The sequence below is a fragment of the Pseudomonas sp. AC255 genome (assembly GCF_979258175.1).
In genome coordinates this window covers 3,284,810-3,305,926 of the sequence record NZ_OZ409841.1, presented here as the reverse complement: position 1 = coordinate 3,305,926, position 21,117 = coordinate 3,284,810, and the positions used below count along the sequence as shown (strand labels likewise).

Sequence of the window (21,117 nt, the reverse complement as noted above, 5' to 3'; positions counted from 1 at the left end):
ACTTTGCGGGGGATCAAAAAGGAAAGAAGTCGGGGAAGTAGGCAGTGTCTGTAGGAGTTTTCGCTAAATGCGAAAAGGCGTCGATGGCATTGCCCGTTGCTCAATGTCCATCGGCCTCGCTATGCTGCTGAACCCATTAATCAGATCCGCGTTGCGGCACGCTGCCTGTCGCCCGGGATGTCTTTGTTAACGGATCCGATGATGAATGCACCGCTGAAGACGTTCGGCCCGATCAAGGCCGTGATTTTCGATATGGACGGTTTGCTGCTCGACACCGAGGGCATTTACACCGAGGTCACCTCGCTGATTGCCGGGCGCTACGGGAAAACCTTCGACTGGAGCGTCAAACAAAACATCATTGGTCGCGGTGCCAATGACCTGGCCAACTACGTGGTGCAGGCGCTGGAGTTACCGATCACTCCGGAAGAATTTCTGCAGATTCGCGAGCCGCTGATGCGCGAGCGTTTCCCCAAGGCGCAAGCGATGCCGGGGGCCGAAGCGCTGGTGCGTCACCTCAAGGCGCACAACATCCCGATCGCAGTCGGCACCAGTTCGTCGCGCCAGTCGTTCGGGCAGAAAACCACCTTGCACCGTGAGTGGTTTGCGCTGTTCGATTTCATCGTCACGGCGGACGATCCGGAAGTCGGCGCGGCCAAACCGGCGCCGGATATCTTCCTCACCGCCGCCCGGCGCCTGGGCATCGCGCCCGGGGATTGTCTGGTGTTCGAGGATTCGCCGTTCGGCGTCACCGCCGCGAAAGCGGCAGGCATGACCGCAATCGCCATCCCCGACGCAGCGATGGCTGATGAGAAATATGCTCACGCTGACGGCATTATCCGCTCGCTGAAAGCATTTAAGCCCAGCGCCTTTGGCTTGCCGACGCTGGAACTGGCTTGACCGTCCGCACAAAAACGCCGTCCTTCCTGTAAAGAAGGGCGGCGTTTTTTCTTGCCGGTCTGTCAGGCGCCGAAACCACCGTCGATGGTCAGGCTGGCACCGGTGATGTAGCCGGCTTCAGGCCCGGCCAGGTAGGCGACGAAGCTGGCGATTTCATCGGCGGTGCCGTAACGACCGACGGCCATCAGCGGGATCAGGCTGTCGGCGAATTCGCCATGGGCCGGGTTCATGTCGGTGTCGACCGGGCCAGGTTGCACGTTGTTGATGGTGATGCCCCGCGGGCCGAGATCGCGGGCAAGGCCTTTGGTCAGGCCGACCAGTGCCGATTTGCTCATCGCGTAGACACCGCCACCGCCGAAGGGCATGCGGTCGGCGTTGGTGCTGCCGATGTTGATGATCCGCGAGCCTTCGCCCATGTGTTTCGCCGCTTCCTGCGAAGCGATGAACACGCTGCGCACGTTGATGGCCAGGGTCTGATCGAAGTCTTCGAGTTTGAAGTCTTCCAGCGGCGCGATGGCCAGTACGCCGGCGTTGTTGACCAGAATGTCCAGGCGTCCAAACGCTTCGACGGTGGCGCTGACGGCGTGGCGAATCGCCCTGGCATCGGCGCTGTCTGCCTTGATCGCCAAGGCTTTGCCGCCGTTGCCAGTGATGCTGTTCTGCAGTTCTTCAGCTTTGGCGGCGGAGCTGACGTAGGTGAAAGCGACAGCGGCGCCTTCAGCGGCCAGACGTTTGACGATGGCCGCGCCGATGCCGCGCGAACCGCCTTGAATCAGAGCGACCTTGCCGCTGAGGTGTTGAGTGGTCATGTTCGATCTCCAAGTGTTCAAGGCGGAATGCCTTGGTGTTGGTGCCGAGTATCGGCCTGGTATCGACAACCAGGTAGACCATGATTGCTATAGTCTGTGTAAAGCAGAAGTTTATAGTGGCGATCATGGAAACATTCAGCAGTATCGAATGCTTTGTGCGCAGCGCCGAAGTCGGCAGCTTTGCCGAAGCCGCGCGACGCTTGAGCCTGACCCCGGCGGCGGTCGGCAAGAGCGTGGCGAAACTGGAAGCGCGGCTTGGCGTGCGGCTGTTCCAGCGTAGTACACGCAGCCTGACGTTGACCGAAGCGGGGCAGCTGTTTTTGAGTGAAGTCAGCGCCAGCCTGACCACCATCCAGAATGCCGTAGCCAATCTGGCCAGTGCCGGCGGGCAACCGGCCGGCACGCTGAAAGTCAGCATGGGCACGGTGTTCGGTCGTCTGTATATCGTGCCGCTGCTCGGTGAGTTTCTGCGGCGCTATCCGGCGATCAACCCGGACTGGCATTTCGATAACCGCCAGGTCGACCTGATCGGGCAGGGCTTCGACGCGGCGATTGGCGGCGGCTTTGAACTGCCACAAGGCGTGGTTGCGCGCAGGCTGACACCGGCGCATCGGGTGTTGGTGGCATCGGAGGACTATCTGCAAAAACATGCGCCGATCAGCCATCCCGATGACCTCAAGCAACACGACGGCATTCTGATTCGCTCACCGCAGACCGGGCGCGTGCGCTCCTGGCAACTGACTCACCGCGATCAGCAACACAGTCCGCTGACATTGCGGGCGCGGATGACCATGAGTGATTCCGAGGCTGCCTGTGCAACGGCGATGCAAGGTTTGGGCGTTGCGCTGGTGAGCATGCCGTTTGCGGTCGCGTATCTCCACGCAGGGACGTTGCAGCGAGTGCTGCCGGACTGGTTTGTCGATGACGGCAACATTTCGATCTATTACGCCGAGCACAAATTGTTGCCGGGCAAGACCCGGGCGTTTGTGGATTTTGTGATTGAACAGTTTGCTGAGCAGGGACTGGGGCGGCGGTTTAGTGCTATCTGAGCCAGGCATCAAACCGAGTTGCGGCTATCGCGGGCAAGCCCGCTCCCACAAGTTTTGAGTTGTTCACACATCTTGCAAACAACACAAAACCCTGTGGGAGCGGGCTTGCCCGCGATGAACGATCACTCGGTCTATCGAGCAAAGCGCTGCGCCCAGCCAACAATGTTCTTCGGCCGTGGCGTCGCATAAGTGCGAACCTTCGACGTCGACAACTTCAAACGCACCAGCGACTCGGCAATCGTCACCGCCGCTGTCACGCCATCCACCACCGGCACGCCGGTGCGCCGGCGAATCTGCTCGTCCAGCCCGGCCATGCCGCCGCAGCCCAGGCAAATCACCTCGGCCTTGTCCTGGGTCACCGCCAGTTCGGCCTGCTGCACGATCGCTTCCAGTGCGCGCTGCGGTTCGTGTTCAAGCTCCAGAACCGCCAGACCACTGGCGCGCACCGAGGCACAGCGATCCCACAGACCGGACAATTTCAGCCGATCCTCGATCAGCGGCACGGTGCGATCCAGTGTGGTCACCACCGAGTAGGCATGGCCGAGAAACATCGCGGTGCTGGCCGCCGCGTCAGTGATATCTACCACTGGCACGTTGAGCAGTTCCTGCAAACCTTCGCGGCCATGTTCGCCGTAGCCGGCCTGGATCACCGCATCGAAGGGTTGATCGTAAGACATCACTCGATCCATCACGGCGATGGCGGCCAGGTAACTTTCGAAATTGCCTTCAATCGATTCGGCGCCGAAGTACGGCGTCAGGCCGACGATTTCGGTACCGGGCGAAGCGACGGCCTGCGCCGAGCGGGCGATGGCGTCGGTGATGGATTCGGTGGTGTTGACGTTGACCACGAGAATACGCATGGAAAATCCTTATTGCGGGCAGTGGTGCGGCCCGAAAACCGGGCCGCGAAGGGATCAGTGGCTGACGTTATCCACAGCGATGCATTCACCGCTGACTTCGGCGTAATGGGTCTGGCGCTTGGCGATGATCAGGTAAAGCATGCCGGCGATGCCGGCACCGATCAGCCAGGAGAACGGTGAGACGCTGTGGAAACCGGGTACCAGGGCCAGAACGATGGCGATCAGCGCTGCAGGAATAAACGCCGCCACCGCGCGGAAATTGATGCCACGGCTGTAGTAATAAGCGCCGTTGGGATCTTCGCTGTAGAGCTGCGGCACGTTGATCCGGCCTTTGCGGATCAGCCAGTAGTCGACCATGATCACCCCGTACAACGGGCCGAGCAGGGCGCCGAGGCCCGACAGGAAATACACGATCACCAGCGGACTGTTGTAGAGGTTCCACGGCAGGATCAGCACGGCGATGGTCGCGCTGATCAATCCGGCGCGACGGAATGTCAGGTACTTCGGCGCCAGGTTGCTGAGGACGAACGCCGGGGCGACGAAGTTGGCCATGATGTTCACCGCAACGGTGACGATCAGAAAAGCCAGGCAGCCGAGCACCAGAAAGAACGTGTTGGGTATCGAAGCGATGATCTCGGTCGGGCTTTCGATGATTCGCCCGTTGATCTGGAACTGCGCGCCACACAGCAGTACGGTTATCGCAGCGAACACCAGAATGTTCACCGGCAAACCCCAGAAATTTCCTACCTTGATGGTTTTGCGGCACGGCGAAGAACGGGCGAAGTCGCAGAAATTGAGGATCAGCGTGCCGTAGATCGCCAGCCACAACGCGCCGCCGGCAAAGATGTTGCGCCACATCTCGCCACCGGTCAGCGGCTCGCGGATCGACCAGGCAATGGTCGCGTTAGCCTGGAAGTACATCCACCCGGCGAGTGCGGCTACGGTCAGCAGAATCACCGGCCCGGCAAATGCCTCGTAACGGCGCACCATCTCCATGCCGTAGGCGAGGATCGCCAGTTGCACCAGCCAGATTGCTACAAAGCACACCCAGCCCAGACTGGACAGGCCCAGAATTGAGTCGTGATCGTATTCGGCAAAGCCGGGATGCACGGCGGTCAGCAGGACGCGGAATACCACCGAGGCGAGGTACGTCTGAATACCGAACCAGGCGATGGCGATAACCGCCCTGATCAATGCAGGAATTTGCGCACCGTGGATGCCGAAACTGATCCGGCTGATCACCGGGAACGGCACCCCGGTTTTCTGCCCCATGTACCCGGACAGGTTCATGAAGAAGTACACCAGCGCCGCGCCGATCCCCAGTGACAAGAGGATTTGCCAGCCGCCCAGACCCAGTGCATACAAGCCGATGGCGAACGAATAGTTGGCGATGTTGTGCACGTCATTCGTCCACAGGGCAAAGATGCTGTACTGGCCCCAGCGCCGCCCTTCGGCTTTGGTCGGCGCCAGATCGCTGTTGTGCAGACGCGGGCTCAGTTGCAGCGGCTCGCTCAGTCCGTCATCAAGCAACGGTTGATCAAGCGTGGAGGAGGGCAGATTCAGCGCGATGTTATTCGAAAGACTTGTACGCATTCCGGCAGGCTCCTGACGGTCACTCCCGCGATGACTGTGCATGAGCGCTCAGGCTCGACAAATCTTCGTCGCGACGGTGAAGGCATCACTGGTTACGGGGCATCTGCAGCCTGTACGGGATAGGGCGCTTCAGGCTTGCGGATCGAAAGTGTGCATGTTTTGCAGTTTTGTATACAAAACATGTATGCGATAAAGCCAGATTTGTGCCAGTTGCCAATCTATAAGCGCCAGGGCTCATTTCGAATAGTTATCAATGCGGGGTAAGTGACTGAAAAACCGGCGATATAAATTGATCGATTGGACAGGTATTTTTTTTGGAGGAGGGATTTTGCGGGGGGCGCACGCAGACGGGATTCTGCTGGGGGATGTAACTTTTCAGGGCGTAAAAACAGAAAGTGCACACATAAATGGCACCGATGGTGACAACCTTGTGTACACCTTTTGCGTGCCCGGCACATATCAATGTGGGAGCGAGCCTGCTCGCGAATCCGGTGTATCAGGCAACTGAAACGTTGACTGGAACTGCGCTTTCGCGAGCAGGCTTGCTCCCACAGGTCTTTCTATAAATGGGGGATCAGACCTTGCTCTTGCTGATGATATTCCCCGCGTGCAGTCCGCATTCTTTCTGCGTGGCTTCTTCCCACCACCAGCGGCCTTCGCGCTCGTGCTGGTTCGGCAGCACCGGGCGGGTGCAGGGTTCGCAGCCGATGCTGATGAAACCGCGCTCGTGCAGGCTGTTGTAGGGCAGTTCGAGCATGCGGATGTAACCCCAGATCTCCTCGCTGGTCATCTGCGCCAGCGGGTTGAACTTGTACAGGGTGCGTTCCGGTGTCGAGAAGGCTGTGTCGATTTCCAGCACCGCCACGGCGCTGCGGGTGCCCGGGCTCTGGTCGCGGCGCTGGCCGGTGGCCCAGGCTTTGACGTCGGACAGCTTACGGCGCAGCGGCTCGATCTTGCGGATGCCGCAGCATTCGCCGTGGCCATCTTTATAGAAGCTGAACAGGCCTTTTTCCTTCACGAACGGTTCGAGTTTCGTGTAGTCCGGCGAGACGATTTCAATATCGATCTGGTAATGCTCGCGCACCTGCTCGATGAAGCGGTAAGTCTCCGGATGCAGGCGGCCGGTGTCGAGGCTGAAGACTTTGACGTTCTTGTTCAGCTTCCACGCCATGTCCACCAGCACCACGTCCTCGGCGCCGCTGAAAGATATCCACAAGTCATCGCCGAACTCGGCGAAGGCGAGCTTGAGGATGTCCTGGGCGGATTTGTTGGCATAGGTCGTGGCGAGTTCCACGACGTCGAACGTTGGGCTCATCAGGTCGGCTTCCTACAGGTCAATGGCGCTCGGGCGCTCTATAGGGGGCCGATGGTAACAAAAAGCTGCCGCGGCCGGGGCGTCCTCTGCGTTGCGCGCGTCTGGTGCAGACGCTAGAGTTCGGCCTCGCTTGACTCAAATAATCACTACAAACGGGAGTGTCTTGTGGAAATTGCTTGCCTGGATCTTGAAGGGGTACTGGTACCGGAAATCTGGATCGCCTTCGCCGAAAAAACCGGAATCGACTCCCTCAAGGCCACCACCCGGGACATTCCCGATTACGACGTATTGATGAAGCAGCGTTTGCGCATCCTCGACGAGCACGGCCTCAAGCTCTCGGATATTCAGGAAGTGATCGCCACGCTCAAACCGCTGGACGGCGCGGTGGAGTTCGTCAACTGGCTGCGCGAGCGCTTTCAGGTGGTGATTCTCTCGGACACCTTTTATGAGTTTTCACAGCCACTGATGCGCCAGCTGGGCTTCCCGACTCTGCTTTGCCATCGCTTGATCACTGACGAAAGCGGGCGGGTGACCAGCTATCAACTGCGTCAGAAAGATCCCAAGCGCCAGTCGGTGCTGGCGTTCAAGAGCCTGTACTACCGGGTGATCGCGGCGGGTGATTCGTACAACGACACGACCATGCTCGGCGAGGCGGACGCGGGGATTCTGTTTCATGCGCCGGACAACGTGATTCGCGAGTTTCCGCAGTTCCCGGCGGTGCATACGTTTGAAGAGCTGAAGCAGGAATTTCTCAAGGCTTCAAACCGCGATCTCAGCCTGTAAGCCTTGCTACCTGATGATCGTTCCCACGCTCTGCGTGGGAATGCCTCAACGGACGCTCCGCGTTCGGCTTTGGATGGGACGCGGAGCGTCCCGGGCTGCATTCCCACGCGGAGCGTGGGAACGATCATTCCTCAGAGGTTTTGCAGGGTTTCCAAGAGAATTCTGACTTTGGTCATCGACTCCTGATATTCCGCCTGCCAGTCCGAATCGGCGACGATCCCGCCGCCGCCCCAGCAGCACACCTGGCCATCCTTGACCAACAGACTGCGAATAGCGATGGAGCTGTCCATCTCACCGCGCACGTCCAGATATAGCAACGAGCCGCAATACAAACCGCGCCGGGTCGGCTCCAGCTCGTCGATGATCTGCATCGCCCGAATCTTCGGTGCGCCGGTGATCGAGCCGCCGGGGAAGCTGCCGGCGATCAGGTCGAGCGCGTCACGATCCGCCGCCAGTTCACCGGTCACGCTGCTGACCAGATGATGCACATTCGGATAGCTCTCCAGACTGAACAACTCCGGCACCCGCACCGAGCCGATGCGGCAGGTGCGCCCGAGGTCGTTGCGCAGCAGGTCGACGATCATCAGGTTTTCCGCGCGATCCTTGGGGCTGGCCAGCAGTTCGGCGGCATTGGCGGCGTCTTCGGCTGGAGTCAGGCCGCGAGGGCGGGTGCCCTTGATCGGACGGGTTTCGACCTGACGCTGGCTGACTCTGACGAAGCGTTCCGGTGAAAGGCTCAGCACCGCGCCGCCGTCGGGCAGGCTCTGGAAACCGGAGAACGGCGTCGGGCAGGCCTGGCGCAATGCGCAATAGGCCAGCCATGGATCGCCCAGACATTCGGCACGGAAGCGTTGCGCAAAGTTGACCTGATAGCAGTCGCCGGCCTGGATGTACTCCTGAATGCGCTCGAACGCCTGACGGTAATCGTCGGCCGAGAGGTCACCGGCCATCGGGGCGTTCAGTCTGAAGGGCACCAGCGCGTCAACTTGAGGCAGGGTGAACAGCGCGACCAATCGCTGCCGTTCACTGTCGACAAGCGAAGGATGAAAGACCAGTTGGCTGGTTTGCGCGTGGTGATCGCTGATCAGCGCCCAGTCGTACAGGCCAAAACGCGCATCGGGCAGTTGCAGGTCATCCAGTGCCTGACTCGGCAGGTTTTCCAGATGCCGGCCGAAGTCGTAGCTCAAATAACCGATCAGTCCGCCGGCGAATGGTAATTCATACCCGGCAGGCAACTGCGCTTCGCCCAAGCGGCTGAGGTGGTCACGCAGGCGCTGGAGGAAATGCGCACCGCTTTCGTCCGGCAACACCGCCAGTTGTTCCAGCGGCCAGGCGCTGAGCAAGTCATAACGGCCGCGTTCAGCGCTCGGCCGGCCGCTGTCGAGCAGCACGGCGCCGGGTGCGTTGCGAATGGCCGCGAAATAGTCGGCCGGATTGGCGCGGTAGGGCAGTGGGTGTACGGAGCAGGTCAGCATGGGCGGGGCAGATCGGCCGTTGAGGCGGGGTGGGGATTGTAGCCCTCTGCGCTGCCAGATCAAAGTCAAAAGCCTCCCCCTCACCCCAACCCTCTCCCCCAAGGGGGCGAGGGGGAAAGGGAGCCGATTGATCGTTCCCACGCTCCGCGTGGTAACGCCGCCATGGACGCTCTGCGTCCACTGTGACGCGGAGCGTCACGGGCTGCATTCCCACGCGGAGCGTGGGAACTATCAATGTGGAGGATCAGCCCTCGACCGCAGGAATATGCCCAAACATCTCCTGGGTAAACGCCACCCGCTCTTCAACCGACTCCGTCACGCCCCGCGCCTTCAACTCTTCCAGCCGCGCTTCAACCGCGTGGGTACGCAAGGTCAGCCCGCAATCGTTGGCGATCTGAATGTTCAGCCCCGGCCGCGCATTCAGCTCGAGGATCAGCGGGCCTTTTTCCTGATCAAGCACCATGTCCACGCCGATATAACCCAGCCCACACAGCTCATAGCAGCCGGCGGCGAGTTTCATGAAACCGTCCCAGTAGGGCAGTTGCACGCCATCCACCGCGTTGGTGGTGTCGGGGTGTTTGGTGATGATGTTGTTCAGCCAGGTGCCGCGCAGCGTAAGGCCGGTGGCCAGATCGACGCCGACGCCAATGGCGCCCTGGTGCAGGTTGGCCTTGCCGCCGGACTGGCGGGTCGGCAGACGCAACATCGCCATCACCGGGTAACCCATCAGCACGATGATGCGGATGTCCGGCACGCCTTCGTAGCTGATGCTTTTGAAGATCTGGTCCGGGGTCACACGGTATTCGATCAGCGCGCGGTCGCGGTGGCCGCCCAGCGAGTACAGGCCGGTGAGGATGCTGGAGATGTGATGTTCCAGCTCCTCGTGGGCGAGGATCTTGCCCGACACCGTGCGATAGCGGCCTTCGAAGCGGTCGGCGATGACGATGATGCCGTCGCCACCCGCGCCTTGCGCCGGTTTGATCACGAAGTCGCTGCGCCCGCCGATGATCTCGTCGAGCTTGTCGATTTCCTTCTCGGTGGAGATCACCCCGTACAGCTCCGGCACATGAATGCCGGCGGCGATGGCGCGTTCCTTGGTCAGGATCTTGTCATCGACGATCGGGTACAGGCTGCGCTTGTTGTACTTGAGCACGTAGTCCGCGTTTCGGCGGTTGATGCCCATGATGCCGCGCGCCTCGAGGGCCTTCCAGGTCTTCCAGAAACCGAACATCAGGCGTCAGCCTTCTTCAGGAAGGCCTTGAAACGTACCAGTTCGGTCAGGCGGTAGCCGCGATAGCGACCCATCGCCAGCATGAAACCGACCAGAATCAGCAGGATCGCCGGGAAGGTGAATACGAAGTACACCAGCTCTGGCACGGTCATGATCAGGTGTGCGAGAGAGGCGGCGAACAGCGTGCCGATCGCGACTTTCAGCGCATGGTTGGCGCCGCGTTCTTCCCAGGTGATCGACAGACGTTCGATGGTCATGGTCAGAATCACCATCGGGAACAGCGCCACCGACAAGCCGCGCTCAAGGCCAAGCTTGTGGCTGAACAGACTGATCGCCGCAATCAACACCACCACGAACGTCAGCACCACCGACAGGCGCGGCAGCATTTGCAGCTTCAGATGTTCGAGATACGAGCGCAGCGACAGGCCCAGCGCGGTGATCACTGTGAACAGCAGGATGCCGAAGCCCAGCTGCGTTTCGCGGAAGGCGAGGGCGATCAGCACCGGGGTGAATGTGCCGAGGGTCTGCAGGCCGACGAGGTTGCGCAGGATCAGGATCACCAGCACACCGATCGGGATCATCACCATGATCATGAAGGTCTGCTGGGTCTGCAGCGGCAAGCCGTATAGCGAGTAATCGAGGAAGTTGGCGTCAGTGTTTTCGTCGGTCAGCTTGGCCAGACGAATCGCGTTCATCTCGCTGTTGTTCAAGCTGAAGGTCACGTTGGCTTTCTTGCCACCGTCGACGGTGATCAGGTTTTCGTCGCCGGTCCACCACAGCAGGCGATCGGTCGGCAGGCCTTGCTCACCGGTTTCCGGGTTGAAGTACAACCAGTCGTTGCCGTTGAAGCTGCGCAGCCACAGTTCGGGAGTCTGAGGCTGATCGGCGACGAGGCGGATGGTGTGGACTTTTTCTACCGGAACGTGGGCAATCGACAGCAGCAGTTCGACGATCTTGGCTTTGTGCGAAGTCGACGGATCGCCGGCCAGCAGCAATTTGACGTTGTCGTCATTCACGTTGTTGACGCGCTTGATCGCCTCGCCAATAAAGGTTTCGACGTCGGCCGAATGTTGGCGGATCGGCGCGAGCAGGGCTTCGGCGGCGATCTTTTCCGGGCCTTCGATGACCATGCTGTCACGGAAGGTCGGGCCTTTGACCTTGGATTTTTCCGCGGTGTAGCGCTTGGTCAGCACCAGACGGTAATACAGCGTCTGGTTACCCTTGGCGCGACGGGCCGACCAGGTCACCTTGCGGTTGCCGTCGATGCGGTTCACCGCTACGCCGTAGTTATTGGAAATGAAGCTTTCGTTGAGACTGACGTAGTCGCGGCTCAACGGCGGCACGAACATCTGGATCTTCACCGGATCTTTGGTGCTGGCGACGAACTCGACCTTGGCGTCGATGTTCCACAGGTCGTCGGTGGCGTCTTCGGTCACCGGGATGCCGAGCACGAAAATCTGATAGGCCGTAACCGAAACGCCCAGCAGCACCAGCACGGCGATCAGGATTTTCAGGTGGAAGGTTAGAGAACGCATGGAAATTACTCGGCGGTGTGAGCGGCGATGGTGCAGGCAGGTTTGCCGGCAGCGTATTTAAGACTGGGGTCGACCAGCGCGTCGAAGCGTTTCAGCGCCTCGGAGCCGATCAAAAGCGGGTATTGGAACGCACTTCGGTCGGTCAGGTTCACTTCGATGCTGCGCATTGCCGAACCCATGCAGATATCCAGCTCGATCACCGGACGGGCGGTGTACTGCTTGCCTTCTTCCGGATCGTAGTCGCCGGCGCGGCGCTTGATCTTGCTGACCCGCGCCAGCGGCCGTTCGATGGGGTGCGAATGCGCGGTGTCGATCGCCAGGTAGAAACGTACCCAGGATTCACCGTTGCGTTTGAAGCGTTTGATGTCGCGGGCACTCAGCGAGGCGGTTTTCGCCCCGGTGTCGAGTTTGGCCGCAACTTCGAGATTGATGCCGTCAAGCGAAGCGTATTCGTTGAGGCCATACACGGTTTTTTCCCCGCGGCGGCGAGGCCGGGCAGGCAAAACAGAGCAAAAAAGGTGGGGAAAGGCTTGAGTCTCATAAATCCTGGTGCGCAGCGTTCCGTTATCGGTTCAGGTGCCCGCACAACCGTGCGCAAGCCCCCGCGTGTGCCTGGCAGCTTTTTATGGCAAGCCGTACAAAAGACCCGCAAATGCGGGCGGCATTCTAGCACGGTGGTTTTATGGCGCCAGCGCTTGCGCCGACCCAAAACCTGCAAGGGGTGCCACCCTTGTGGGAGCGAGCCTGCTCGCGAATGCGCTGTGTCATTCGATGCAGAAGCCGACTGACCTGCCGCCTTCGCGAGCAGGCTCGCTCCCACAGTAATAGATGATCGATTGGCAGCGGTTATTAGACGATTGTCGACAATGCCTATTTATCCTTTGACTCATCGGGCCAGATTGGCTAGTTTTTGCCGCATTGGATTTAAAGGTGTCGACAATCATGCTGGATCAGCTCGATCCCCCGGTCATCAATGGCGACGATTCCGAGACGCTGTCGGAAAACGTCTTCCGGCGCATCCAGGCCGCAATCGTCAAAGGCGAAATCGCCCCGGGCAGCAAGATCTCCGAGCCGGAGCTGGCGCGCACCTATGGCATCAGCCGGGGGCCGCTGCGTGAGGCGATCCATCGTCTGGAAGGGCAGCGCTTGCTGGTGCGCGTGCCGCACGTCGGTGCGCGGGTGGTCTCGCTCAGCCATGCCGAATTGATCGAACTCTATGAAATCCGTGAATCCCTTGAAGGCATGGCCTGCCGCCTCGCCGCCGAGCGCATGAGCGTCGAGGAGATCGACGAACTGCGCCGGGTCCTGGAAACCCACGAGCGCGATGCGGCGTTTCAGGCCGGCGTCGGTTACTACCAGCAGGAAGGCGATTTCGACTTTCATTACCGGATCATCCAGGGCAGCGGCAATCGCACGCTGACGCAGATGCTCTGCGGCGAGTTGTATCAACTAGTGCGCATGTACCGCATCCAGTTTTCCACCACGCCGAATCGCCCGCATCAGGCCTTCGCCGAACACCACCGCATTCTCGATGCCATCGCCGACCGTGACGGCGAACTCGCGGAATTGTTGATGCGCCGCCACATCGGCGCCTCGAAACGCAACATCGCCCGTCACTACGAGGACGGCGCCCACAACAAGACAGCCACTGAACGAGGTGATGCATGACTTCCAACCTGAACACGCCGGGCCAGCGCTTCCGCGATGCGGTCGCCAGCGAGCATCCTTTGCAAGTGGTCGGCGCGATCAACGCCAACCACGCGCTGCTGGCCAAGCGCGCCGGTTTCAAGGCGATCTACCTGTCCGGTGGCGGCGTGGCCGCAGGCTCGCTGGGCGTGCCGGACCTGGGCATCACCGGGCTGGACGACGTGCTGACCGACGTGCGTCGCATCACCGATGTCTGCGACCTGCCGCTGCTGGTGGATGTTGACACCGGTTTTGGCTCGTCGGCCTTCAACGTCGCGCGCACGGTCAAGTCGATGATCAAGTTCGGCGCGGCGGCGATTCACATCGAGGACCAGGTTGGCGCCAAGCGCTGCGGCCATCGCCCGAATAAAGAAATTGTCAGCCAGCAGGAAATGGTCGATCGCATCAAAGCCGCCGTCGATGCGCGCACCGACGACAGCTTCGTGATCATGGCGCGCACCGATGCGCTGGCGGTGGAAGGTCTGGAATCGGCACTCGATCGTGCGGCGGCGTGCATCGAGGCCGGCGCTGACATGATTTTCCCTGAGGCGATTACCGAGCTGGACATGTACAAGCTGTTCGCCAACCGCGTGAAAGCGCCGATCCTGGCCAACATCACCGAGTTCGGCGCAACGCCGCTTTACACCACCGAACAACTGGCCGGCGCCGACGTTTCTCTGGTGCTGTATCCGCTGTCGGCATTCCGCGCGATGAACAAGGCGGCGGAAAATGTCTACACGGCGATCCGCCGCGATGGCACGCAACAGAATGTCATCGACACCATGCAGACTCGCATGGAGCTTTACGATCGCATCGACTACCACACCTTCGAGCAGAAGCTCGATGCGTTGTTTGCACAGAAGAAAGGCTGAACAAAACCCTGTGGGAGCGAGCCTGCTCGCGAAAGCGGTGGATCAGGCAATGTCAAAGTGACTGACACGACGCTTTCGCGAGCAGGCTCGCTCCCACAAGTTTCCCCATACAAATTCAAGAAGATTGGAGAACACAATGGCCGAAGCAAAAGTACTCAGTGGCGCCGGGCTCCGTGGCCAGGTAGCCGGGCAAACCGCACTGTCCACCGTGGGCCAGGCCGGAGCCGGGCTGACCTATCGCGGCTACGACGTGCGTGAACTGGCCGCCGACGCGCAATTTGAAGAAGTCGCGTATCTGCTGCTGTACGGCGAACTGCCGACCAAAGCGCAACTGGCCGACTATCAAAGCAAACTGAGCAAGCTGCGCGACCTGCCGCAAGCGCTCAAGGAAGTGCTTGAGCGCATCCCGGCTGACGCGCATCCGATGGACGTCATGCGTACCGGTTGCTCATTCCTCGGCAACATCGAACCGGAGAAGGACTTCGCCGAACAGCGCGACAAGACCGACCGCCTGCTCGCCGCTTTCCCGGCGATCATGTGCTACTGGTATCGCTTCAGCCACGACGGCAAGCGCATCGACTGCGTCAGCGACGAGCCGACCATCGGTGGCCACTTCCTGCATTTGCTGCACGGCAAGAAACCGAGCGAACTGCACGTCAAAGTCATGAACGTGTCGCTGATCCTCTACGCCGAGCACGAATTCAATGCCTCGACCTTCACCGCACGGGTTTGCGCCTCGACCCTTTCCGATCTGTATTCCTGCGTAACAGCGGCAATCGGTTCGCTGCGCGGTCCATTGCACGGCGGCGCCAACGAAGCGGCGATGGAAATGATCGAGCGCTTCTCGTCGCCGGAAGAGGCGATCAAAGGCACCCTCGGCATGCTCGAGCGCAAGGACAAAATCATGGGCTTCGGCCACGCGATCTATAAGGACAGCGACCCGCGCAACGAGGTGATCAAGGGCTGGGCGAAAAAACTCGCGGACGAGGTCGGCGACAAGGTGCTGTTCCCGGTTTCCGAGGCCATCGACAAGACCATGTGGGAGCAGAAGAAACTGTTCCCGAATGCCGACTTCTATCACGCCTCGGCTTACCACTTCATGGGCATCCCGACCAAGCTGTTCACGCCGATCTTCGTCTGCTCGCGCCTGACCGGCTGGGCCGCGCACGTGTTCGAACAACGCGCCAACAACCGCATCATCCGCCCAAGCGCCGAGTACACCGGCGTCGAACAGCGCAAGTTCGTGGCAATCGAACGTCGCTGAATGGTGGGCTGACCCGGAACCAGAGAACACCGCTAGACCCTGTGGGAGCGAGCCTGCTCGCGAAGACGGACTGACATTCAACATTGATGTCGACTGATATACCGCTTTCGCGAGCAGGCTCGCTCCCACAGTGGACGGTGTGTAACTCAGGTTTCTGGCCCACCCTTTGCAATCACCGTGACCCGAGTCCTGACCCGATGAACACAGAATTCCGCAAGAACCTGCCCGGCACGCCGCTGGATTACTTCGACACCCGCGCGGCGGTCGAGGCGATTGCGCCTGGCAGCTACGACACCCTGCCGTACACCTCCCGCGTGCTGGCGGAAAACCTTGTGCGTCGCTGCGACCCGGCCACGCTCACCGACTCGCTCAAGCAACTGATCGAACGCAAGCGCGACCTCGATTTCCCGTGGTTCCCGGCGCGGGTGGTCTGCCATGACATCCTCGGCCAGACCGCGCTGGTCGACCTCGCCGGTCTGCGTGACGCCATCGCTTTGCAGGGCGGTGACCCGGCGCAGGTTAACCCGGTGGTGCCGACGCAATTGATCGTCGACCACTCGCTGGCCGTCGAGGCGGGCGGTTTCGATGCCCAGGCCTTCGAGAAGAACCGCGCCATCGAAGACCGCCGCAACGAAGACCGTTTCCACTTCATCAACTGGACCAAAAAGGCCTTCAAGAACGTCGATGTGATCCCGCCGGGCAACGGCATCATGCACCAGATCAACCTGGAGAAAATGTCCCCGGTGATTCAGGTGCGCGAAGGCGTGGCGTTCCCCGACACTTGCGTCGGCACCGACAGCCACACGCCGCACGTCGATGCGCTCGGTGTGATCGCCATTGGTGTCGGCGGCCTCGAAGCCGAGAGCGTGATGCTCGGTCGCGCGTCGTGGATGCGCCTGCCGGAAAGCGTTGGCGTCGAACTGACCGGCAAGTTGCAACCGGGCATCACCGCCACCGACATGGTCCTGGCCCTGACCGAATACCTGCGCAAACAGAAAGTCGTTGGCGCGTGGCTGGAGTTCTTCGGTGAAGGTGCAGCAGCGCTGACCCTCGGCGACCGCGCGACCATCTCCAACATGGCCCCGGAATACGGCGCCACGGCGGCGATGTTCTACATCGACCAGCAGACCATCGATTACCTGAAACTGACCGGTCGTGAAGACCAGCAAGTGCAACTGGTCGAGCAATACGCCAAGTTGACCGGCCTCTGGGCTGACAGCCTGAAAGGCGCGCAATACGAGCGCGGCCTGACTTTTGATCTGTCCTCGGTGGTGCGCAACATGGCCGGCCCGAGCAACCCGCACGCCCGCGTTGCGGTATCGGATCTGGCAGCCAAAGGCATCTCCGGCCAGTGGGATGACGTGCCGGGGCAAATGCCCGACGGCGCGGTGATCATCGCCGCCATCACCAGTTGCACCAACACCAGCAACCCGCGCAACGTCATAGCCGCTGGCCTGTTGGCGCGCAACGCCAACAAGCTCGGCCTGACCCGCAAGCCGTGGGTCAAATCTTCGCTGGCGCCGGGCTCGAAAACCGTGGCGCTGTACCTCGATGAAGCGGGGCTGACCACTGAGCTGGAACAGCTCGGCTTCGGCGTCGTCGCGTTTGCCTGCACCACCTGCAATGGCATGTCCGGCGCCCTCGATCCGCTGATCCAGCAAGAGATCATCGACCGCGATCTGTACGCGACCGCGGTGCTTTCCGGCAATCGCAACTTCGACGGCCGCATTCACCCGTACGCCAAACAGGCATTCCTCGCCTCGCCGCCGCTGGTGGTTGCCTACGCGATCGCCGGGACCATCCGTTTCGATATCGAGAAGGATGTGCTGGGCGTGGTCGATGGCCGGGAAATCCGCCTCAAGGACATCTGGCCGAGCGACGAAGAAATCGATGCGGTGGTGAAGTCGTCGGTCAAGCCCGAGCAGTTCCGGCAGGTCTACATCCCGATGTTCGCCGTGCATGAAGACACCGGGCCGAAAGTCGCGCCGCTGTACGACTGGCGCGAGATGAGCACCTACATCCGCCGTCCGCCGTACTGGGAAGGCGCACTGGCCGGCGCCCGTCCGTTGAAGGGCATGCGCCCGCTGGCGGTGCTGCCGGACAACATCACCACTGATCACCTGTCGCCATCGAACGCGATCATGCTCGACAGCGCCGCCGGCGAATACCTGGCGAAAATGGGCCTGCCGGAAGAGGACTTCAACTCCTACGCCACCCACCGTGGCGACCACCTGACCGCACAGCGCGCGACGTTCGCCAATCCGAAGCTGTTCAACGAAATGGTCGTGGAAAACGGCAAGGTCAAGCAGGGTTCGCTGGCGCGTGTCGAGCCGGAAGGCCAGGTCATGCGCATGTGGGAAGCCATCGAAACCTACATGCAGCGCAAGCAGCCGCTGATCATCATCGCTGGTGCCGACTACGGTCAGGGTTCGTCCCGCGACTGGGCGGCGAAAGGCGTGCGCCTGGCCGGTGTCGAGGCGATTGCCGCTGAAGGTTTCGAGCGCATTCACCGCACCAACCTGGTGGGCATGGGCGTGTTGCCGCTGGAATTCAAACCTGGCACCAACCGCCACACTCTGGCCATCGATGGCAGCGAAACCTACGACGTGATCGGCGAGCGCAAGCCGCGTGCGGATCTTACGCTGGTGATCAATCGCAAGAATGGCGAGCGTGTCGAAGTGCCGGTGACCTGCCGTCTCGATACCGCTGAAGAAGTGTCGATCTACGAGGCCGGCGGCGTGTTGCAGCGCTTCGCGCAGGACTTCCTCGAAGGCTCGGCGGTCGCCGTTTAAATCAACTTGTGGGCATGGGATTTTCAAGTCCCATGCCTTCGGTAAGGAGCACCATGGCTCACGCACCACAAATAAAAATCCCTGCGACTTACATGCGCGGCGGCACCAGCAAAGGCGTGTTCTTCAGCCTCAAGGATCTGCCCGAAGCAGCGCAGGTCCCAGGACCGGCGCGCGACGCTTTGTTGCTGCGAGTGATCGGCAGCCCCGATCCCTACGACAAGCAAATCGACGGCATGGGCGGCGCAACGTCGAGCACCAGCAAAACCGTGATCCTGTCGAAAAGCACCCGCGCCGATCACGACGTCGATTACCTGTTCGGCCAAGTGTCGATCGACAAGCCGTTCGTCGACTGGAGCGGCAACTGCGGCAACCTCTCGGCGGCGGCCGGTTCGTTCGCCATCAGCAACGGTCTGGTCGACGCCAGCCGCATTCCGCACAACGGCGTGGCGGTAGTGCGCGTGTGGCAGGCCAATATCGGCAAGACCATCATCGCCCACGTGCCGATCACCAACGGCGAAGTGCAGGAAACCGGCGATTTCGAACTCGACGGCGTGACCTTTCCGGCGGCCGAAGTGCAGGTCGAATTCATGGATCCGGCGGCGGAAGAAGAGGGCGGCGGTGGCTCGATGTTCCCTACGGGCAATCTGGTCGACGAGCTGGAAGTGCCGGGTGTCGGCACGTTCAAGGCGACCATGATCAACGCCGGGATCCCGACGATTTTCGTCAACGCCGAAGACATCGGTTACACCGGCACCGAACTCCAGGGCGCGATCAACGGCGATCCAAAAGCGCTGCTGATGTTCGAGACGATTCGTGCTTACGGTGCGTTGCGCATGGGCCTGATCGCCAATCTGGAAGAAGCCGCCAAGCGGCAGCACACGCCGAAAGTCGCATTCGTCGCCAAGCCTGCGGATTACGTGGCGTCGAGTGGTAAAGCGATTGCCGCTGGTGATGTGGACCTGCTGGTGCGCGCGTTGTCGATGGGCAAGCTGCACCACGCCATGATGGGCACGGCGGCAGTGGCGATCGGCACGGCGGCAGCGATTTCCGGCACGTTGGTGAATCTCGCTGCGGGAGGCATTGAACGCAACGCGGTGCGTTTCGGCCATCCGTCGGGGACTTTGCGCGTGGGCGCTGAAGCGACGCTGGAGAATGGCGAATGGGTGGTGAAGAAAGCCATCATGAGTCGCAGTGCGCGGGTGCTCATGGAAGGCTATGTCCGCGTGCCCGGCGATTGCTTTTAAGCAACAGCAATATCCTTGTGGGAGCGAGCCTGCTCGCGAAAGCGATGCATCAGACATGCAAATGTTGACTGACGCTCAGCCTTCGCGAGCAGGCTCGCTCCCACAGTGGATTGCATTTCAATCATAAGAAATCGTTAGCCCTGAACCGAGGTCCCATCAACGAACCACTTTACGAGTGAATCGAACATGAGCGCCAACGTCGACCTGAACAACCGTCCCGATTACGACGCAGTCCTGCAGGACATCGCCGACTACGTCCTCACCTTCAAGCCCGAATCCGCCGAGGCGCTGAACACCGCGCGCAACTGCCTGATCGACACGCTGGGCTGCGGTCTGCTGGCCCTGCGTTTCCCCGAATGCACGAAACACCTCGGCCCGATCGTAGAGGGCACGGTGGTGCCGTTCGGCGCACGAGTGCCGGGCACCCGTTATCGCCTCGATCCGGTCAAGGCCGCGTGGGACATCGGCTGTATCGTCCGTTGGCTCGATTACAACGACACCTGGCTTGCCGCCGAATGGGGCCATCCATCGGACAACCTCGGCGCCATCCTCGCCGTTGCCGATCACCTGTCGCAAAAACGCGTCGCTAACGGTGAAGCGCCGCTGACGGTCCGCGATGTGCTGGAAGCAATGATCATGGCCCACGAGATTCAAGGCGTGATCGCTCTGGAAAACTCCTTCAACCGGGTTGGACTCGACCACGTCATTCTGGTGAAAGTCGCCTCGACCGCCGTCAGCGCCAGACTGATGGGTGCCAATCGCGAGCAGATGCTGTCGGCGCTGTCCCATGCCTTCGCCGACGGTCAGGCGCTGCGCACCTATCGTCACGCGCCGAACGCCGGCTCGCGCAAATCCTGGGCGGCGGGGGATGCGGCGAGTCGCGGCGTAAGGCTGGCCGACATCGCCATGCGCGGCGAGATGGGCATTCCCGGAGTTTTGAGCGCGAAGCAGTGGGGCTTCTATGACGTTTCGTTCAGCCACACCAACAACGATCTGGCGCTGAAACCCTCGGACAAACGCGCTTTCAGCTTTTCCCGGCCGTTCGGCAGTTACGTGATGGAAAACGTGCTGTTCAAGATCAGCTTCCCCGCCGAATTCCATGCGCAAACCGCATGCGAGGCGGCGGTGACCCTCCATCCGCAGGTGCGCAATCGCCTGCATGAGATCGACCGCATCGTCATCACCACCCATGAATCGGCGATCCGCATCATTTCCAAGGTCGGCCCGCTGGCCAATGCCGCCGACCGCGACCACTGCCTGCAATACATGACTGCCGTGCCGCTGGCATTCGGCAATCTGGTGGCGGAGCACTACGAAGACGACTTCCACAAGGCGCATCCGATCATCGATGTGCTGCGCGAAAAAATGGTCATCGTCGAAGAACCACGTTACAGCCGCGAATACCTCGAAGCCGACAAGCGCTCGATTGCCAATGCCGTGCAGGTGTTTTTCAAGGATGGCAGCAGCACCGATAAAGTGCTGGTGGAGTACCCGATCGGCCATCGCCGCCGCCGCGCCGAAGGTATTCCGTTGCTGGAGGACAAGTTCAAGGCCAATCTGGCCACGCGTTTCGCCGGCCAGCGTTGCGCTGAGATATTTGCGCTCTGTGAGGATCAGGCGCGGCTGGAAGCCACAGCGGTGAATCGATTCATCGATCTGTTTGTGCTCTGACAGACCGCGTTATCGTTCTTCGCGGGCAAGCCCGCTCCCAC

At 60.8% G+C, this 21,117-nt stretch carries 16 protein-coding genes and 1 pseudogene; 9 read left to right on the top strand and 8 right to left on the bottom strand.

What is annotated here, in order from left to right:
* The first annotated feature begins 201 nt into the window (after positions 1 to 201).
* A complete protein-coding gene (locus ACZZ0K_RS14935; protein ID WP_236169901.1) occupies positions 202 to 897 on the top strand; it encodes an HAD-IA family hydrolase in 696 nt (231 codons plus the stop codon).
* A 62-nt stretch (positions 898 to 959) separates the two neighbouring features.
* On the opposite strand, the gene ACZZ0K_RS14930 is transcribed toward ACZZ0K_RS14935, so the two are convergent.
* The gene (locus ACZZ0K_RS14930; protein WP_150741369.1) at positions 960 to 1,706 is read right to left on the bottom strand and encodes a 3-oxoacyl-ACP reductase family protein; all 747 of its coding nucleotides are present in this window, start codon (positions 1,704 to 1,706) and stop codon (positions 960 to 962) included.
* A 125-nt stretch (positions 1,707 to 1,831) separates the two neighbouring features.
* On the opposite strand from ACZZ0K_RS14930, the gene ACZZ0K_RS14925 reads away from it, so the two are divergent.
* Positions 1,832 to 2,755 (top strand): LysR family transcriptional regulator, encoded by a 924-nt coding sequence (locus ACZZ0K_RS14925; protein WP_258707832.1) that lies wholly within the window; start codon positions 1,832 to 1,834, stop codon positions 2,753 to 2,755.
* A gap of 131 nt (positions 2,756 to 2,886) precedes the next feature.
* Here the strand turns inward: ACZZ0K_RS14925 and ACZZ0K_RS14920 are convergent, their stop codons facing one another.
* The 3 genes from ACZZ0K_RS14920 to ACZZ0K_RS14910 all read right to left on the bottom strand — a co-directional run bounded on the left by ACZZ0K_RS14920 (position 2,887) and on the right by ACZZ0K_RS14910 (position 6,523).
* Positions 2,887 to 3,615, bottom strand: coding sequence for an aspartate/glutamate racemase family protein (locus ACZZ0K_RS14920; RefSeq protein ID WP_252879741.1), 729 nt, complete (start codon positions 3,613 to 3,615; stop codon positions 2,887 to 2,889).
* 54 nt (positions 3,616 to 3,669) lie between these two features.
* A complete protein-coding gene (locus ACZZ0K_RS14915; RefSeq protein ID WP_236169904.1) occupies positions 3,670 to 5,208 on the bottom strand; it encodes an NCS1 family nucleobase:cation symporter-1 in 1,539 nt (512 codons plus the stop codon).
* Positions 5,209 to 5,782: 574 nt separating this feature from the next.
* Positions 5,783 to 6,523, bottom strand: a complete 741-nt coding sequence (locus ACZZ0K_RS14910; protein WP_073473953.1) for a phosphoadenylyl-sulfate reductase — start codon at positions 6,521 to 6,523, stop codon at positions 5,783 to 5,785.
* 165 nt (positions 6,524 to 6,688) lie between these two features.
* On the opposite strand from ACZZ0K_RS14910, the gene thrH reads away from it, so the two are divergent.
* Positions 6,689 to 7,306, top strand: coding sequence for a bifunctional phosphoserine phosphatase/homoserine phosphotransferase ThrH (gene thrH / locus ACZZ0K_RS14905; protein ID WP_071171568.1), 618 nt, complete (start codon positions 6,689 to 6,691; stop codon positions 7,304 to 7,306).
* A gap of 131 nt (positions 7,307 to 7,437) precedes the next feature.
* Here thrH and pabB read toward each other — a convergent pair whose 3' ends face one another.
* The 4 genes and pseudogenes from pabB to rloA all read right to left on the bottom strand — a co-directional run bounded on the left by pabB (position 7,438) and on the right by rloA (position 12,088).
* Positions 7,438 to 8,781, bottom strand: a complete 1,344-nt coding sequence (pabB, locus tag ACZZ0K_RS14900) for an aminodeoxychorismate synthase component I (protein WP_150741373.1) — start codon at positions 8,779 to 8,781, stop codon at positions 7,438 to 7,440.
* A 244-nt stretch (positions 8,782 to 9,025) separates the two neighbouring features.
* Positions 9,026 to 10,012, bottom strand: a complete 987-nt coding sequence (locus ACZZ0K_RS14895; RefSeq protein WP_056784132.1) for an alpha-L-glutamate ligase-like protein — start codon at positions 10,010 to 10,012, stop codon at positions 9,026 to 9,028.
* A complete protein-coding gene (rloB, locus tag ACZZ0K_RS14890; RefSeq protein ID WP_024012295.1) occupies positions 10,012 to 11,547 on the bottom strand; it encodes an osmotic stress tolerance membrane protein RloB in 1,536 nt (511 codons plus the stop codon). Before rloB ends, ACZZ0K_RS14895 begins: the two co-directional genes overlap by 1 nt.
* 5 nt (positions 11,548 to 11,552) lie before the next feature.
* A pseudogene (gene rloA / locus ACZZ0K_RS14885) lies at positions 11,553 to 12,088 on the bottom strand (retropepsin-like aspartic peptidase RloA).
* Between the two features lie 404 nt (positions 12,089 to 12,492).
* Here rloA and ACZZ0K_RS14880 point away from each other — a divergent pair.
* The 6 genes from ACZZ0K_RS14880 (at position 12,493) to prpD (ending at position 21,076) form a co-directional block, all read left to right on the top strand.
* On the top strand, positions 12,493 to 13,215 hold the full coding sequence (locus ACZZ0K_RS14880) for a GntR family transcriptional regulator (RefSeq protein WP_172834046.1): 723 nt from the start codon (positions 12,493 to 12,495) through the stop codon (positions 13,213 to 13,215).
* Positions 13,212 to 14,105: a methylisocitrate lyase gene (gene prpB / locus ACZZ0K_RS14875; RefSeq protein WP_024012298.1), complete on the top strand. Its 894-nt coding sequence runs from the start codon at positions 13,212 to 13,214 to the stop codon at positions 14,103 to 14,105. The genes ACZZ0K_RS14880 and prpB overlap by 4 nt, the downstream gene beginning before the upstream one ends.
* 136 nt (positions 14,106 to 14,241) lie before the next feature.
* Positions 14,242 to 15,369 carry a bifunctional 2-methylcitrate synthase/citrate synthase gene (gene prpC / locus ACZZ0K_RS14870; protein ID WP_463559162.1) on the top strand — a complete coding sequence of 376 codons (1,128 nt, stop codon included), beginning with the start codon at positions 14,242 to 14,244 and terminating at the stop codon, positions 15,367 to 15,369.
* 197 nt (positions 15,370 to 15,566) lie between these two features.
* Positions 15,567 to 18,161 (top strand): Fe/S-dependent 2-methylisocitrate dehydratase AcnD, encoded by a 2,595-nt coding sequence (gene acnD, locus ACZZ0K_RS14865; protein ID WP_016773823.1) that lies wholly within the window; start codon positions 15,567 to 15,569, stop codon positions 18,159 to 18,161.
* Between the two features lie 53 nt (positions 18,162 to 18,214).
* Positions 18,215 to 19,405: a 2-methylaconitate cis-trans isomerase PrpF gene (gene prpF, locus ACZZ0K_RS14860; RefSeq protein WP_463559161.1), complete on the top strand. Its 1,191-nt coding sequence runs from the start codon at positions 18,215 to 18,217 to the stop codon at positions 19,403 to 19,405.
* A gap of 186 nt (positions 19,406 to 19,591) precedes the next feature.
* Positions 19,592 to 21,076 carry a 2-methylcitrate dehydratase gene (gene prpD / locus ACZZ0K_RS14855; RefSeq protein WP_463559160.1) on the top strand — a complete coding sequence of 495 codons (1,485 nt, stop codon included), beginning with the start codon at positions 19,592 to 19,594 and terminating at the stop codon, positions 21,074 to 21,076.
* The last annotated feature ends 41 nt before the right edge of the window (positions 21,077 to 21,117 follow it).